The 14,465-nt window shown below is 70.9% G+C and carries 14 protein-coding genes and 1 tRNA gene; 10 read left to right on the top strand and 5 right to left on the bottom strand.

All coding sequences use genetic code 11. The features are described 5' to 3' along the window. The first annotated feature begins 116 nt into the window (after positions 1-116). Together H976_RS0109235 and H976_RS29920 are read left to right on the top strand one after the other, a co-directional pair. On the top strand, positions 117-602 hold the full coding sequence (locus H976_RS0109235; protein WP_027861301.1) for a CarD family transcriptional regulator: 486 nt from the start codon (positions 117-119) through the stop codon (positions 600-602). Positions 603-879: 277 nt separating this feature from the next. Next, positions 880-1,425 carry a 2-C-methyl-D-erythritol 4-phosphate cytidylyltransferase gene (locus H976_RS29920; RefSeq protein ID WP_051276604.1) on the top strand — a complete coding sequence of 182 codons (546 nt, stop codon included), beginning with the start codon at positions 880-882 and terminating at the stop codon, positions 1,423-1,425. Here the strand turns inward: H976_RS29920 and H976_RS0109225 are convergent. The 4 genes from H976_RS0109225 to ispF form a co-directional block, all read right to left on the bottom strand. Further along, positions 1,409-2,098 carry a 2-C-methyl-D-erythritol 4-phosphate cytidylyltransferase gene (locus H976_RS0109225; protein WP_036225489.1) on the bottom strand — a complete coding sequence of 230 codons (690 nt, stop codon included), beginning with the start codon at positions 2,096-2,098 and terminating at the stop codon, positions 1,409-1,411. The genes H976_RS29920 and H976_RS0109225 overlap by 17 nt on opposite strands. After that, on the bottom strand, positions 2,095-2,964 hold the full coding sequence (locus tag H976_RS0109220; protein WP_051276554.1) for an alpha/beta fold hydrolase: 870 nt from the start codon (positions 2,962-2,964) through the stop codon (positions 2,095-2,097). The genes H976_RS0109225 and H976_RS0109220 overlap by 4 nt, the downstream gene beginning before the upstream one ends. 67 nt (positions 2,965-3,031) lie before the next feature. After that, the gene (locus H976_RS0109215; protein ID WP_027861297.1) at positions 3,032-3,586 is read right to left on the bottom strand and encodes a YqgE/AlgH family protein; all 555 of its coding nucleotides are present in this window, start codon (positions 3,584-3,586) and stop codon (positions 3,032-3,034) included. Between the two features lie 31 nt (positions 3,587-3,617). Further along, positions 3,618-4,094: a 2-C-methyl-D-erythritol 2,4-cyclodiphosphate synthase gene (ispF, locus tag H976_RS0109210; protein WP_196804023.1), complete on the bottom strand. Its 477-nt coding sequence runs from the start codon at positions 4,092-4,094 to the stop codon at positions 3,618-3,620. Between the two features lie 98 nt (positions 4,095-4,192). Between ispF and H976_RS0109205 the strand changes: the two genes are divergently transcribed. Genes H976_RS0109205 through H976_RS0109195 form a run of 3 tightly spaced genes read left to right on the top strand, consistent with a single transcriptional unit; the run spans position 4,193 to position 7,208 of the window. Beyond that, positions 4,193-5,803 carry a molybdopterin-dependent oxidoreductase gene (locus tag H976_RS0109205; RefSeq protein WP_231388841.1) on the top strand — a complete coding sequence of 537 codons (1,611 nt, stop codon included), beginning with the start codon at positions 4,193-4,195 and terminating at the stop codon, positions 5,801-5,803. Between the two features lie 55 nt (positions 5,804-5,858). Continuing rightward, positions 5,859-6,413, top strand: a complete 555-nt coding sequence (locus H976_RS25440) for a DUF6529 family protein (RefSeq protein ID WP_051276552.1) — start codon at positions 5,859-5,861, stop codon at positions 6,411-6,413. A gap of 24 nt (positions 6,414-6,437) precedes the next feature. Then, positions 6,438-7,208 carry an SDR family NAD(P)-dependent oxidoreductase gene (locus H976_RS0109195; protein WP_027861294.1) on the top strand — a complete coding sequence of 257 codons (771 nt, stop codon included), beginning with the start codon at positions 6,438-6,440 and terminating at the stop codon, positions 7,206-7,208. Positions 7,209-7,218: 10 nt separating this feature from the next. Here H976_RS0109195 and H976_RS0109190 read toward each other — a convergent pair whose 3' ends face one another. Then, on the bottom strand, positions 7,219-8,502 hold the full coding sequence (locus H976_RS0109190; protein WP_051276550.1) for a C39 family peptidase: 1,284 nt from the start codon (positions 8,500-8,502) through the stop codon (positions 7,219-7,221). A 115-nt stretch (positions 8,503-8,617) separates the two neighbouring features. Between H976_RS0109190 and cysS the strand changes: the two genes are divergently transcribed. From cysS to H976_RS25435, 5 genes are all read left to right on the top strand, one after another. After that, positions 8,618-10,018 carry a cysteine--tRNA ligase gene (cysS, locus tag H976_RS0109185; protein ID WP_027861292.1) on the top strand — a complete coding sequence of 467 codons (1,401 nt, stop codon included), beginning with the start codon at positions 8,618-8,620 and terminating at the stop codon, positions 10,016-10,018. Positions 10,019-10,123: 105 nt separating this feature from the next. Beyond that, complete coding sequence (gene rlmB, locus H976_RS0109180; protein ID WP_027861291.1) at positions 10,124-11,095, top strand: 23S rRNA (guanosine(2251)-2'-O)-methyltransferase RlmB; 972 nt, start codon at positions 10,124-10,126, stop codon at positions 11,093-11,095. Then, positions 11,095-12,627, top strand: a complete 1,533-nt coding sequence (locus H976_RS0109175) for a metallophosphoesterase (protein WP_051276547.1) — start codon at positions 11,095-11,097, stop codon at positions 12,625-12,627. The genes rlmB and H976_RS0109175 overlap by 1 nt, the downstream gene beginning before the upstream one ends. 52 nt (positions 12,628-12,679) lie before the next feature. Beyond that, positions 12,680-12,752: transfer RNA gene (locus tag H976_RS0109170), tRNA-Thr, on the top strand. Between the two features lie 22 nt (positions 12,753-12,774). Continuing rightward, complete coding sequence (locus H976_RS25435) at positions 12,775-14,457, top strand: sulfatase (RefSeq protein WP_036225485.1); 1,683 nt, start codon at positions 12,775-12,777, stop codon at positions 14,455-14,457. Positions 14,458-14,465 lie beyond the last annotated feature (8 nt).

Here is a 14,465-nt window from a genome sequence, read left to right as displayed (position 1 = left end):
GGCACATGAAAACCGGGTTTGTCAAGCCCGGATTAGGGCTCTGACCTGCACAAACACTGGATAGGGGGCCCCGTCAACCGTGTTAGACTGGTCACCTCGAAAGGGGTTCACAACATATGACATTCACTGTCGGCGAAACGGTCGTCTATCCGAATCACGGGGCCGCAGTCATCGAAGACATCGAGATGCGCACCATCAAGGGCGAAGAGAAGCAGTACCTCGTTCTCCGCATCGTTGCCCAGCAGGACCTGGTCGTCCGGGTGCCCGCGTGCAATCTCGATCTCGTCGGTGTCCGCGACGTCGTCGACAAGGAGGGCCTGGACCGCGTCTTCGACGTGCTGCGGGCCGTCGTACCAGACGAACCGACCAACTGGTCGCGTCGCTACAAGGCCAACCTCGAGAAGCTGCACTCCGGTGACGTGATGAAGGTGGCCGAGGTCGTCCGCGACCTGTGGCGCCGCGAGCGTGACCGCGGTCTGTCCGCCGGTGAGAAGCGGATGCTGGCGAAGGCTCGCCAGATCCTGGTCTCCGAACTGGCCCTGGCCGAGCACACCAACGAGGACAAGGCCGAGACCATCCTCGATGAGGTTCTGGCCTCCTGACCCGACTGTTCCGCAGTCTCCGTCGAGCCCCCGTGATTCGCTCCGGGGGCTCGATGCATGTCCGGACCTGCGGTTTGGCCGGGCGCCCGGCCAAACTGTCAGTGGAGGGGTGAAATTCCACCCGCTCACTGAGAACTCGGCCGGGCGCCCGGCCGAACCGCCGGCCGAACCGCCGACCGAACCGCCGGCCGAACCGCCGGCCGAACCGCCGACCGAACCGCCGACCGAACCGCCGACCGAACCGCCGACCGAACCGTCAGTCGAACAGGGGGCCACCATGGAGCAACACCCGTTGGGCATCGTCCCCACCGACGCGCGGGGATCGCTGCCCTACGCGCTGGTCCACGGGGAGTCGTTGGTGGCGGCCGCGTCCTGGGCGCTGAGCAGCGCCGAGGTCGAGCTGTTCGACTACCTGGTCTCCTTCGAGGCGGTGCAGGACGCCGACCGGGCGCTGGTCATCCACGACCCGCTGTGCCCGCTCACCCCGGCCGCGTTCATCGAGGAGGCGGTTGCGGAGTGCGATCGGACCGGCGCCGTGGTGGTCGGGGTGCGACCGGTGACCGACACCGTCAAGGAGTACGACGGGACCCGGCTCGGCGCGACCGTCGACCGCGAGGGCCTCGTCTGCGTCACCTCGCCGGTGGTGCTGCCGGCTGCCGTGGTGGCCGCACTCGACCACCTCGACACCGATGACCTCCCCGCCCTGGTGGCGCAGCTCTCGCAGCGCTTCCCGGTGCGTCACCTGCCGGCCCCGGCGCTGGGACGCCGGATCGTGTCGGAGGGCGACCTCGAGGTGCTGGTCGCGCTCAGCGGAGCAGGTTGAGCAACGCCTCGGCGAGACCGAGGTCCTCGGGAAAGGTCACCTTCAGGTTGGCCGGCGTGCTCGGCACTCCTGCGATCCGCACCCCCGTGTAGCGCTCCAGGCAGGCGGCGGTGTCGGTGCCGAGGAAGCCGTCGGCCTCCGCCCGGCGGTAGGCCTCGAGCAGGTCGCGGGCGCGGAAGGCCTGCGGCGTCTGCACGCTGACCAGCCCCCGGGGCGCCAACGAGCCGTCGGCGCGGGAGAGCTGCGGGGACTCGACGACCGGGATGGCGCCGCCGTGCTCGACCGCGGCGTCGATCACGGCACGCCACTGGGATGCCTCGACGAGCGGTCGTGCGGCGTCGTGGATGGCGACGACGTCCAGCTCGTCGTTCTCGATGTCGGCCGCCAGCACCTGCAGCGCCTGCCACTCCGAGTCGTGCCGGTGCGCACCGCCGTCCACCAGCCAGAGGTCGTGGGCCCCGAGGTGGGGGGCGACGGCGCTGGAGACCTCCTCCCGGTCCTCCGGGCGTACGACGAGCACGACCCGGTGCACGCCATCGACGTCCAGCACGGTCCGCACCGAGCGGGCGAGGACAGGGATCCCGTCGAGGGGGAGGAGCACCTTGTTGGTCTCCGCGCCCACCCGCGTGCCCGATCCCGCCGCGAGCAGGACCGCTGCCGCCCGGGCCGTCACAGGGCGGCTCGGATCAGCCGGATCAGGACGCCGGAGACGAGCTGGTCGCGCTCGAGGGGGAGCATGTGGCCGGCGTCGGGCACCACGGTGAGCACGGCACCCTCGACGTGGTCGGCGATCCGGCGGGCGTGCGACGGCGGTGTCAGGACGTCCCGGGTGCCGACCAGCACGTGCGTGGGGATCCCGTCGAGGACCTTCAGGGCGTCGGTGCGCTCGTGGGTCATGAAGTCCTTGTAGAAGCCGACGACGGTGTCACCCGGCGAGTTGATCAACCCGTCGACCGCCAGCGCGGCGTCGGCGAGACGCAACGGCCGGCCGAACACGAACCGGCGCATCACCAGCCGTTCCACGATCGGAGCCCGGCGTCGCTGTCGCCGGGACAGCGTGCGGGACCGCAGGGCCAGCATCCGCGGGATCTGCGCGCGCAGCAGCTGTCCGGTCTCCGGCAGTCCGAGCGTGACGGTGTCGAGGGCGCCGGACGAGGTCGACACCAAGGCCACCCCGACCACCCGCTGGAAGATCTCGGGGCGGGCGTCGGCGAGCGCCATCAGGGTCATCCCGCCGATCGAGTGCCCGGCCAGGACGAGTGGCCCCGTCGGGGCCAGGTCGTCGACGAGGTCGGCCATGTCACGTGCCAGCAGGTCGACGGTGGCGTGCGACCGGGGCACCGGGGTGGAGTCCCCGTGGCCGCGGTGGTCCCAGGTGATGATGCGGATGCCGTGGCCGAACTCGCGTTGCAGGTCGCGGACCTGGTAGTGCCAGCCCTGCTGGTTCAGCGTCCAGCAGTGCGCCAGCAGGACGGTGAGCGGTGCGTCGTCCGGGCCGTACGTCGTCACGCTCAGCTGGTGTCCGTCGTGGGTCTGCATCTGCCTCTCCGGGTCGGCGACGGGCCGATTCTGCCGGATCGCTCGCGCCGGTGGGCGCAGGAACGACTCAGTTGAGACTGGAGTCCTCGGGCAGCGTGGCCAGCATCGAGAGCGGCGGTGGCTGCCGGCGCAGGATGTCGCGCCACAGCCGGTCGGGCCGGTCGCTGAACAGGTCGCCGGGCCGGGCGGGTACGACGTGCCAGCTGCCCTCCGCGATCTCGGCGTCGAGCTGGCCGGACCCCCAGCCGGCGTACCCGGCATAGATGCGCAGCCCGCCCAGCCGACCGAGGAGGTCGTCGGGGGAGCCGTCGAGGTCGACCATCCCGAGCGCCCCGGACACCTGGCGCCAGCCCAGCGGGGGGTCGTCGGGCGAGACCACCGACCCGATGGCCAGGGCGGCGTTGAGCTCGACCGGGCCGCCGCGGAAGAACACGCCGGGAGGGTTGACGACGTCGCGCCACTGGTCCAGCACCTCGTCGACCGGGGTCTCCGACGGCTGGTTGAGGATCACGCCCAGGCTGCCGTCGTCGTTGGACTCCAGGATGACCAGCACGCAGCGCGCGAAGTTGGGGTCGACCAACGTCGCGGAGGCGATCAGCAGGGAACCAGCAGCAGGCTGCATGCCGCCATGGTGGCACCTGACGCCGTGTCGATCAGCCCCTGCGGGTCACGAGTGCGGTGGCCACGGCGGCCAGGCCCTCGCCGCGACCGGTCAGGCCGAGCCCGTCGGTGGTGGTGGCGCTGATCGAGACGTCGATGCCGTGCCGCTCGGAGATACCTCGCTCGGCCTCCTCGCGGCGCGGTCCGAAGCGGGGGACGTTGCCGACCAGCTGGCAGGCCACGTTGCCGACCTCCCACCCGGCGGCGCGCAGGCGGGTCAGTGTCTCGGCCAGGAGGTCGTCGCTGGCGGCGCCGGCCCACTGCGGTTCCGACGTACCGAAGTTGCTGCCGAGGTCCCCGAGGGCAGCTGCCGAGAGCAGGGCGTCGCAGATGGCGTGCAGCACGACGTCGCCGTCCGAGTGGCCCTCGAGCCCGAGCTCCTCGTCGGGCCAGTCGAGTCCGGCCACCCGCATCGGACGACCGGGTGCGAGGCGGTGGACGTCGGTGCCGATGCCGATGCGCTGGGTCACCCAGCGATCATGACCGATCGGCGACCGAACATGTGACGGATCCGTGACGGATCGGCTCACGGCGTGTGCTGGTTGCCCCGATGCGCCACGATGGGGAGGTGAGCCCGGGAACGAACAGGGCCGATCCCACGCCCGGAAGCCCGACCGGGCAGCTGCCGCGAGAACCACTCGAGGCTCCTCGCCCGCACCCGGAACCCGTCTCCCGCGGCTGGTTCGCTTTCGCAGGGTTCGTCGCCGGAGCCGCCGGCCTGGCCATGAGCCAGGCCGCCACCATGGCGTTGCGCGCCGAGTCCAGCCCGGTCGAGGCGGTCGGCACCGCGGTCAGGGACTTCACACCCGGACCGATCGCGGTCTTCCTGGTGCACCTCGTCAGGCACGCCGACAAGCCGTTGCTGATCGGTGGCACCACGCTCGTCGTGCTCGCGATCTGTGCCTACGCCGCCTCGTGGATGCGCCGGTTCCCGCTGCTCCCGGACCTGGTGTTCTTCGCCCTGACCGTGGTCGGGCTGCTGGCCGTGCTGCGCCTGCCGCACCCGGGGATCGGGGCCCCGCTCGCCCTCATCGTCGGCCTGATCACCTGGATCGTGACGCTCCGGCTGCTCACCGCACCGCTGCTCGGCGAGACCCCGCACACCGCCGAGCTCGACTCGCGGCGACGTGACTTCCTGGTGCGCGGTGCCCTCGTCGTCGGTGGTGTCGCCGTGGTCACCGTGGCCGCCCGCGTCGCGGGCAGCGGCCGCCGTCGGGTCGAGCAAGCGCGCCGGTTGCTGCGCCTGCCCGTCAAGCACGGCACCGTCCCTGTCGGCGCGACGGTCGGAGTGGCCGGCATCGCGCCGTGGCGTACGCCGAACAACGACTTCTACATCATCCACACCGCGCTCGCGCCGCCCTCGATCTCGCCCGAGGACTGGCAGCTGCGCATCCACGGGATGGTGGATCGCGAGCTGACGTTCAGCTACCAGGACCTCCTGGACCGTCAACTGACCGAGGGCTGGGTCACCCTGTGCTGCGTGTCCAACGAGGTGGGTGGTGACCTGATCGGCAACGCGTGGTGGTCCGGCGTACTCGTCCGGGAGCTGCTGGCCGAGGCCGGTGTGAAGGCGGGAGCCAACGCCGTCCGGCAGACCTCGCACGACGGCTGGGACTGCGGTACACCGCTGGCAGCGCTCACCGACCCGAAGCGCAACGCGATGCTGGCCGTCGCGATGAACGGCCAACCGCTGCCGGTGCAGCACGGGTTCCCGGTGCGGATGGTGGTTCCCGGGCTCTACGGCTACGTCTCGGCGTGCAAGTGGATCGTGGATCTCGAGGTGACCAGCTTCGACAAGTTCTCGGCGTACTGGACCGACCGCGGCTGGTCGGAGAAGGGGCCGGTCAAGACCGAGTCGCGCATCGACGTGCCCCGCAACGGAGCGACCGTGCGGGCGGGGACGCTGCGCGTCGGGGGGAGCGCCTGGGCGCAGCACACCGGCATCGAGAAGGTGGAGTTCCAGCTCGACGGCGGTCCGTGGCAGGAGGCCGAGCTGGGACGGGTCCCGGGCGCGGACACCTGGGTGCAGTGGTCCGGCACCGCCGACGTCGCCGCCGGCGAGCACCGGATCTTCGTGCGCGCCACCGACAGCTCCGGCTACACCCAGACCCCCGTGAAGGCGGACGTGGTGCCGAACGGCGCCACCGGATGGCACAACATCCCCTTCGACGCGAAGTAGTCTGAGCCCGACGGGAGTCCCTCCACGAAGGCGCAGGGCCACGAAGGAGCAGGGCATGGCCGAACAGGTCGCCTCCCGCCGAGGAGTGTTGTTCGGGGCGCTGCTCCTCGGCGCAGGCGTAGCAGTGGCGCTCGGTGTCTACGGCCGCGTGCACAGCCCCGACTTCGCGGCGCTGCCGTCCTGGGGATTCTCCGGCCCGGGCGCCTTCAAGTCCTGGACTGCCTCCGTCGTGCTGGTGCTCGCGCTGGTGCAGCTGGTCACGGCGCTGTGGCTCTACGGCAAGCTGGGCGCCCGTCGGGTCCCGGTGTGGCTGGGAACCTTCCATCGCGTGTCCGGGTCATTGGCCTTCCTGCTGTCGCTGCCGGTGGCGTGGATGTGTCTCTACGGCCTCGGCTTCTCGCCCGATCCGTTCCGGGCCAGGACGTTCATCCACTCGGTGGCCGGCTGCGCGTTCTACGGCGCGTTCGCGGCCAAGGTCGTGTTCGTGCACACCAAGCGGCTCCCCGGGTGGGCGCTGCCGGTCGCGGGCGGCCTGTTGTTCACCGCGATCGTGGTGCTGTGGTGGACCGGGGCGCGCTGGTGGTTCGGCGTCGAGGGCGTCAAGTTCTGAACCGTCGGGCCCTAGCCTGTGGGCATGGACGACTTCTCCGGTTGGGACGGTGCTGCGCTGGTGACCGGGGGGAGCGGGGGGATCGGCCGGGCCGTCGTACGCCTGCTGGCTCGGCGGGGCAGCAACGTGGCCTTCACCTGGCGCGGCAACGAGGCATCGGCTGAGTCGCTGGCCGAGGAGGCGACGTCGTACGGCGTGCAGGTGAGCCGGCACCGGTTGGACACCTCCGACCCGCACGCCTGTGAGCGGGTCGTCGGTGACGTCGCCGAGCGGCACGGGGGTCTGCACACGCTGGTGCACGCGGCCGGGCCGCACGTGCCGATGACCCACCTGAGCGGTATCGACCCCGAGCTGATGACCCGCCAGGTGGGCGAGGACGCGGGCGGTTTCTTCAACGTCAGCCAGCCGGCGCTCGCACACCTCCGGGCGGTCGAGGGCAGCATCGTCGCGGTCACCACGGCCGCCACCACGCGCTTCCCGGTGCGCGACGGCCTCTCGTCGGTGCCGAAGGCCGCGGTCGAGGCGCTGGTGCGCGCGTTGGCGGTCGAGGAAGGGCGCTACGGCGTGCGCGCGAACTGTGTCGGACCCGGGATGCTCACCGATGGGATGGCCCAGCGGCTGATCGAGAGCGGCGATCTCGACGACAGGGCGCTCGACGCGGCCCGGGCCAACATCCCGCTGCGCCGGTTCGGCATCGCGCACGACGTCGCCGAGGCGGTCTGCTTCCTGGCCTCGGCCCGAGCCGGCTTCATCAGCGGGCAGAAGCTGGACGTCGACGGCGGCTACGGAGCCTGACCGGTCCTGGTCACCAGGACGTGCTGCCGGCCCGGGCCGGGAGGGGATGGGCGGCGTCGCGGACGACGTAGACGGTGCCGGCCGACTTGGTCTGCCAGGCCCGCTCGAACTGGCCGCGGTCGTAGACCCGACGGACCGACGCGTTCGTGGGCGCCGCCGGGTCGTTGACCACGACGTTGCCGGCCGCCGTGAAGCCGGTGATCACCACGAGGTGTCCGGCCGTCGAGCCGATCGGTGCACCGTCCAGCCCACCCCGGCCGAAGGAGATCGAGGCCGCCAGCGGGATACCGGCGTGGATGAACCGCTCGGCGCCGCGCAGGCTGGCCAGCCGGGTGACGAAGGCGCTGCCGGTCAGGTTGGCGGCGTAGGCCGTGTTGAAGGGCCAGTTGCCGGTGCCGGAGTAGCCGTAGTCGTAGACGACCCGGGCGACGTGGTCGACCCACGGGTCGGCGTAGGACTTGTTGACCCAGGCGTAGTTGGCCTTGGTGGGCAGTCGCTTGTAGTAGCCGAGGATCATCGAGAGCGACGTCGGTGAGCACCAGGCCTCGCCGCCCCCGCCGTACTTCGGGTACTGGCCGCGGTGGGTCATCTGCGAGTACCTCGGCACCGCGAGCTCCCTGGCCCCGAACAGCCGGGCGCTGGTCGGCTGGGCCGCCGTCGCCGGTCGGCTGGCCACGGCCTGCACGGACTGGACGACCGGGGTCGCGGTGGTGCCGGGAACCCGCAGCGGCAGCACGCGCAGCTGATAGGCGACGAAGGAGACGCCCGAGGCCGCCTTGAGGGTGTCGGTGTCGAGCCGGACGAGTGGCCCGCTCTGCGGTCCCGCGCTGGTGCGGTGGAACTGGTCGTCGCGGGTCGCCCAGGCGGCGACCGTCTTGAAGGTGCCGACGGCGCCGGTGGTGGTCTTGATGCGGGCCTGCACCTGCACCGCGGTGTTCGGTGGGGTGGACACGTTCCAGCTCGGGATCAGCTGCGTGAACGGGTGGCTGGTGCTGACCCAGGGGGAGGTCCAGCGGGACCAGGCCCACGTCCGGCCGGCCGAGCTGAGCGTGCCCAGCGTCTTGTTGATGAGCACGGCGCCGCCGGCAACGCGGGTGCCCTCGTTGGCGCCGGCCGCGAAGTTGGCATCGGTGCTGAACGAGCGGAACGCGTGCTGGCTGGCGGTGGAGGAGGCCGCCAGCCGAGCACGCTCCGGGGTGACCGGGTCGGTGAGGACCGCGCCGGTCACGACGAGGAGGAGGAAGCCGACTGCGAGGACGTGCGGTCGAAGCGAGGAGGAGGGCGCTGCAGGCACGTGATCACTCTAGTTGCTTTGCGTCACACAAGTAGCGTTTTGTCACATTTCCCCAGCGCGCCGCCCGAACTGCCCGGTGTCCGTGGCACCCCCGGGCGCCCCCTACGATTGGCGAGTGCCTCTCCGCCTCTACGACACCGCTGCGCGCGGCGTCCGTGACTTCGTCCCCCTCGAGGAGGGCAAGGCTGGCATCTACGTGTGCGGTCTCACGGTGCAGTCCGAGCCGCACGTGGGTCACGTCCGGTCGGCGGTGAACTTCGACGTGCTGCGCCGGTGGCTGGTCGCGAGCGGGTACGACGTCACCTTCATCCGCAACATCACCGACATCGACGACAAGATCCTGATCAAGGCCGCCGAGCAGGACCGTCCCTGGTACAACCTCGCCTACGCGATGAAGCGCGAGCTCGACCAGGCCTACGACTCGCTCAACGTGCTCCCGCCGACCTACGAACCGGCCGCCACGGGTCACGTGCCCGAGATGCTCGAGCTGATCGCCCTGCTCATCGAGCGCGGTCACGCCTATGCGGCCGAGGACGGCTCGGGGGACGTCTACTTCGACGTGCGGTCGTGGCCGTCGTACGGCGAGCTGACCCGGCAGAAGGTCGAGGACATGGAGGCCGCCGAGGACGCCGATCCCCGGGGCAAGCGCGACCCGCGCGACTTCGCGCTCTGGAAGGGCCACAAGGAGTCCGAGCCGACCACGGCGTCGTGGCCCTCTCCCTGGGGACGCGGCCGACCGGGCTGGCACATCGAGTGCTCGGCGATGGCGGAGAAGTACCTCGGCAGCGCCTTCGACGTCCACGGCGGCGGCGTCGACCTGCGTTTCCCCCACCACGAGAACGAGCAGGCCCAGTCTCGGGCGGCCGGGCACCCGTTCGCGTCGTACTGGCTGCACAACGCGTGGATCACCACCAGCGGCGAGAAGATGAGCAAGTCGCTCGGCAACTCGCTGCTGGTCCCCAACGTGCTCGAGCGGGTGCGCGGGATCGAGCTGCGTTACTACATGGTCGCCGCGCACTACCGCTCGATGGTGGAGTTCAGCTTCGAGGCGCTCGAGGAGGCGGCCTCGGGGTTCCGCCGCATCGAGGCCTACCTCGAGCGCGCCGGCGAGGTGCTCGGCGGGGTTCCCGACGACGGCATCTTCAGGGCCGACTTCGTCGATGCGATGGACGACGACCTCGGTACACCAGCGGCTGTGGCGGCGATCTTCGACACCGTGCGCGAGGGCAACAAGCTGCTCTCCGAGGGGGAGTCGGACGCGCTGCGAGGCAACGCCGCCTCCGTGCGCGCGATGCTCGGGATCCTGGGCCTCGACCCGGCGGACCCGCACTGGGCCACCGGTGGCGCCGACGACCTGCACGGCGTCGTCGACGTGCTCGTCAAGGGACTGCTGGAGCAGCGGGCAGCAGCCCGGGCCGACAAGGACTTCGCGGCGGCCGATGCCATCCGCGACCAGATCAAGGCGGCCGGTATCGAGATCGAGGACACCCCCGAGGGCCCGAGGTGGAGCGTATGAGCGGCGCGCAGTTCGGCCGGGCGCCCGGCCAAACCGCCAGTGGTGGGTTGAAACATCACCCCTCCACTCACCGTTCTGCCCACCCGGTCAGTAAAGGAGTCCGACATGCCCGGTAACTCGCAGCGCCGCGGCGCGATCAAGAAGACCGGCAAGGGCAACCCCACCGCGGGTTCCGGCGGCCGGGTGAAGCGCGGGCTCGAGGGCAAGGGACCGACGCCGAAGGCCAAGGACCGGCCGTACCACAAGGCCCACAAGCAGGCGAAGCGTGCCGAGAAGGCGACCTCGACCCGGCCGCGTCGGGCCGGTGGCAAGGGCAGCGACTCCGAGTGGATCGCCGGGCGCAACTCGGTGGTCGAGGCGTTGCGGGCCGGGCTGCCGATCACCTCGGTGTACGTCGCCGAGGGGGCCGAGCGTGACGGCCGCCTCAAGGAGGTGTTCGCGACCGCGGCCGACAAGGGCATCTCGTTGCTCGAGGTGCCCAAGGTCGAGCTCGACCGGATGACGACCGGAGCCGTGCACCAGGGACTGGCGGCGCGCATCCCGGCCTACGAGTACGCCGACGCCATGGACTTCCTCGACGGTGCCGCCGCCAACGGGGAGAAGCCGTTGATCGTGGCGCTCGACTCGGTCACCGACCCGCGCAACCTCGGTGCCGTCGTACGTTCTGCCGCCGGGTTCGGCGCCCACGGTGTGGTCATCCCCGAGCGACGGGCTGCCGGGATGACCGCCAGCGCGTGGAAGACCTCCGCCGGTGCCGCCGCTCGTGTCCCGGTGGCGCAGGTGGTCAACCTGACGCGGCAGCTGAAGGCCTACCAGGAAGCGGGCTGCATGGTCGTCGGTCTGGCCGCCGACGGTGAGGTCTCCCTGCCCGACCTCGACCTGGCCGAGGGACCGCTGGTGATCGTGGTCGGCTCCGAGGGCAAGGGCCTCTCGCGGCTCGTCGCCGACACCTGCGACCTGCTGGTCTCCATCCCGATGGCCAGCACGCTCGAGTCCCTCAATGCCGGCGTCGCGGCCAGCGTCACCCTCTACTCGGTCGCCCAGAAGCGGGCCCAGGAAAAGCGCTCGACTCGCTGATGTCTCATCGCGTCCTGCGCGCGCTCGGCTACGTGCTCGCGTGGCTGGTGGTGGCCGTCCCCGCCTGGGTCATCGGTTTCACGCACTCCAGCTCCGACGTCGTGGTCGCCAGCCACGACGCCGTCGTGCACCCGACTCTCGACGGGTGGGTGCGCGTCGACATGGGTCCCTACGTGCCGGACCTGCGCACGAGGACCGGCGGCCGCATCGGCGTCGTGGTGGTGCTGGAGAAGACGACGGCCAACAGCACCGGCGAGCTCGTGCAGCGGTACGCCGCGATGGCTGCCCGTCCCGGTGCCGAGGAGCGGCGGGTCACCTCGGAGGTGATCGGGCTGGCTCGCGACTCGGCCTTGCGAGCGGCCGGGATCGGGCTGGTGCCCATCGGCGTGTGGCTGCTCGTCGGCCGTCGTCGCCGCAGGGAGCTGTGGCGCCGGGTGCGGACTCCCGACTGGCGGGCCGAGGTGCGCACCGCAGCGATCGCGGCCGCCCTCCTCGGCGCCGTGGCCCTGCTGGTGACGCAGCCGTGGCGCCCCGAGCACGAGCGGGCGTCGAGCGACGTCTGGCTCCCGGTGCAGGATGCCCTGCCCGACGTACCCGTCCCCCAGGACCTCCAGGACTGGCAGGTCCAGGGCGGGCTGCTGACCTCGGACACCCGCCGCCTGATCGCCAGCGCGTTCGACAGCTACGACCGGAGCAAGGTCTTCTTCACCGGCATCAAGGACAAGGTGCCCTCGATCAAGGGTCTGCTGCACCAGCCGGGCGAGGGCGAGACGGTCGCGGTGGAGGTCAGTGACCGGCACGACAACATCGGCATGGACCCCGTGGTCCGCAAGGTGGCCGACGAGGCCAGGGCGACGGTGGTGCTGGACGCGGGCGACGACACCTCGACCGGCGAGACCTGGGAGGAGTTCAGCCTCGACTCGCTGGACAAGTCCTTCGACGGCTACGACCATCGCATCTTCATCGAGGGCAACCACGACAACGGCAGCTTCGTGAAGCGACACCTGTCCTCGCTCGGCTGGACCCACCTGACCGGGAAGGCGATCACGCCCTTCGCGGACGTCCGGATCACCGGCGTCGACGACCCGCGCTCGAGCGGACTCGGGAGCTGGCGCGACGCGACCGGCCTGAGCTTCGACGAGGTGGAGCAGCGGATCGGCGACGACGTCTGCGAGCTGGACAAGCAGGGTGAGCGCATCGCCACGCTGATCGTGCACGACGCCAACCTCGGTCGTACGGCGCTGGCCCGCGGCTGCACCGACCTGGTGCTCGCCGGTCACCTGCACCGTCAGGTCGGACCCACCCGCGTGGTCGGTGAGAACGGGAAGGTCGGCTACTCCTACACCAACGGCACGACCGGCGGGGCGGCCTACGCCATCGCCCTCGGCAGCAAGCTGCGCCGCGACGCCGAGTTCACCTTCGTCACCTACAAGGACGGTCGCCCGGTCGGCATCCAGCCGGTGACCGTGACCGTCGCGGGCGAGCTCTCGGTCGCGCCGTACATCCGGCTCGACCTGAGCACCACGGACTGAGTCACCTAGGATTGAGCTTCGGTCGCCGGGCCAGTCATGGCTGGGCGATCCTGCCGGTGTAGCTCAGTTGGTAGAGCGCCTCCCTTGTAAGGAGGATGTCGCGGGTTCGACTCCTGTCACCGGCTCGTGGGTCGACGGGGGTGCGCGGTGCTGGCCGCTGTCTGCGTCCTGGCCTTCCTCCTGTCGGCGTGCGGGACGAGCCGTCCTGACGCGTCGCCGCACCGTCCGCATCCGCGCCAGACCCTGATCACGCCCGAGCCGCCGACCGTGCGGGAGCCGAAGCAGCCGCGGCCCAACGTCCTGGTCATCGAGGCCGACGACATGCGGTGGGACGACCTGCGCTGGATGCCGAACGTACGACGGCTGCTGCAGCGACGCGGGCTGACCTTCGAGAACTCCTTCGCGCCGTACCCGCTCTGCTGCCCGTCGCGCGCCAGCTTCCTCACGGGGGAGTACGCCCACAACCACCACGTGTACTCGACACAGGATCCGTTCGGGTTCGCGTCGTTCCACGACCGGCGCACGATCGCCACCGTGCTGCAGAAGGCGGGCTACCGGACGGCTCTCGTCGGCAAGTACCTCAACGGGTACGGGCAGCAGCCGCTGCGCAGCACGGGTGGGTCGTCGCTGCACTACGAGCCACCCGGGTGGACGCAGTGGCTGGCCGGCTCCGACCACGTGTGGCAGCCGGGGGAGACCTACGGCGGAAACACCTACGACTACTTCCACCTGGCCGAGAACGTGAACGGCAGCATCAAGTCGTTCCCGGGCCGCTACTCCACCGGCGTGACGGCGTCGCAGACGCGGCGACTGCTGACCGAGCTCGGCCGGGGCACGGCGCCCTGGTTCATCTGGTGGACGCCGATCGCGCCGCACCACGGCTCGCCGGTCGAGCCCGACGACCCGCGACCGAGCCTGCGCAGCGACGGCCACACGACCACGTGGGTCACCCCGGCGCGTCCGGACTGGGTCAAGGGGCGCTTCGACCGCCAGATCACCCACGGCTCCGGGACGCCCTTGACGGGTTCGGCTGAGGAGGACGTCAGCGACAAGCCGCGCTACCTCCGGAAGCTGCCCGAGCTCAGCCTGGCCGAGCGCGCTGCCGAGGCCGAGGTGACCCGGCAGCGGGCCGAGTCGCTGTTCGTGCTCGACGTCCAGATCGGCCACACCATCTCGCGGCTCAGCGCCAGCGGGCAGCTGCAGAACACCGTCATCGTGTTCACCTCCGACAACGGCTACTACCTCGGGGAGCACCGCAAGCGACAGGGCAAGATCAACCTGCACGAGCCGTCCCTCCGCGTGCCCCTGATCATCGCCGGTCCCGGCGTACCGGTGGGCCGGCGCTACGACCCGGTGACCACGGTCGACATGGCACCCACCCTGGCGTCGTACGCCGGAGTGCGGATGCCCGGCGCCGACGGCATTGCCCTGAACCGCTTGATCGCCCACGGTGACACCGGGTGGGACCGCGCGGTGGTGACCGAGGGGATGATGCCCGAGGGAAAGTACGCCGCACGCCACCGGCTCGGACTGTCGCCGCTGAACACCCGCGGTCTGCGACTGGGTCGCTGGAAGCTCACTCGCTACTCGACCGGGGAGGTCGAGCTCTACGACCTCAAGACCGACCCCCTCGAGCTGATGAACCTCTCCCGAGTGCCGAGGTACGCGCCCGTGCTCGCCGGCATGAAGGACCTCTACCGGGACTACTCCGACTGCCGGCGCCACGAGTGCCGGGTCGCACTGCCGCCCGCCTGGCGACTGACGCCGGCCGAGGAGCGACGGCTGACGCGGCACGAGCTCCGGGCCACGACGCGGTACTTCTCCCAGTGAAACCGGGG

The organism is Marmoricola sp. URHB0036 (genome assembly GCF_000426045.1).
GTDB lineage: Bacteria > Actinomycetota > Actinomycetes > Propionibacteriales > Nocardioidaceae > Marmoricola.
The sequence above is the reverse complement of the archived record's forward strand: the minus strand, read 5'-3'. Positions and strand labels throughout refer to the sequence as shown.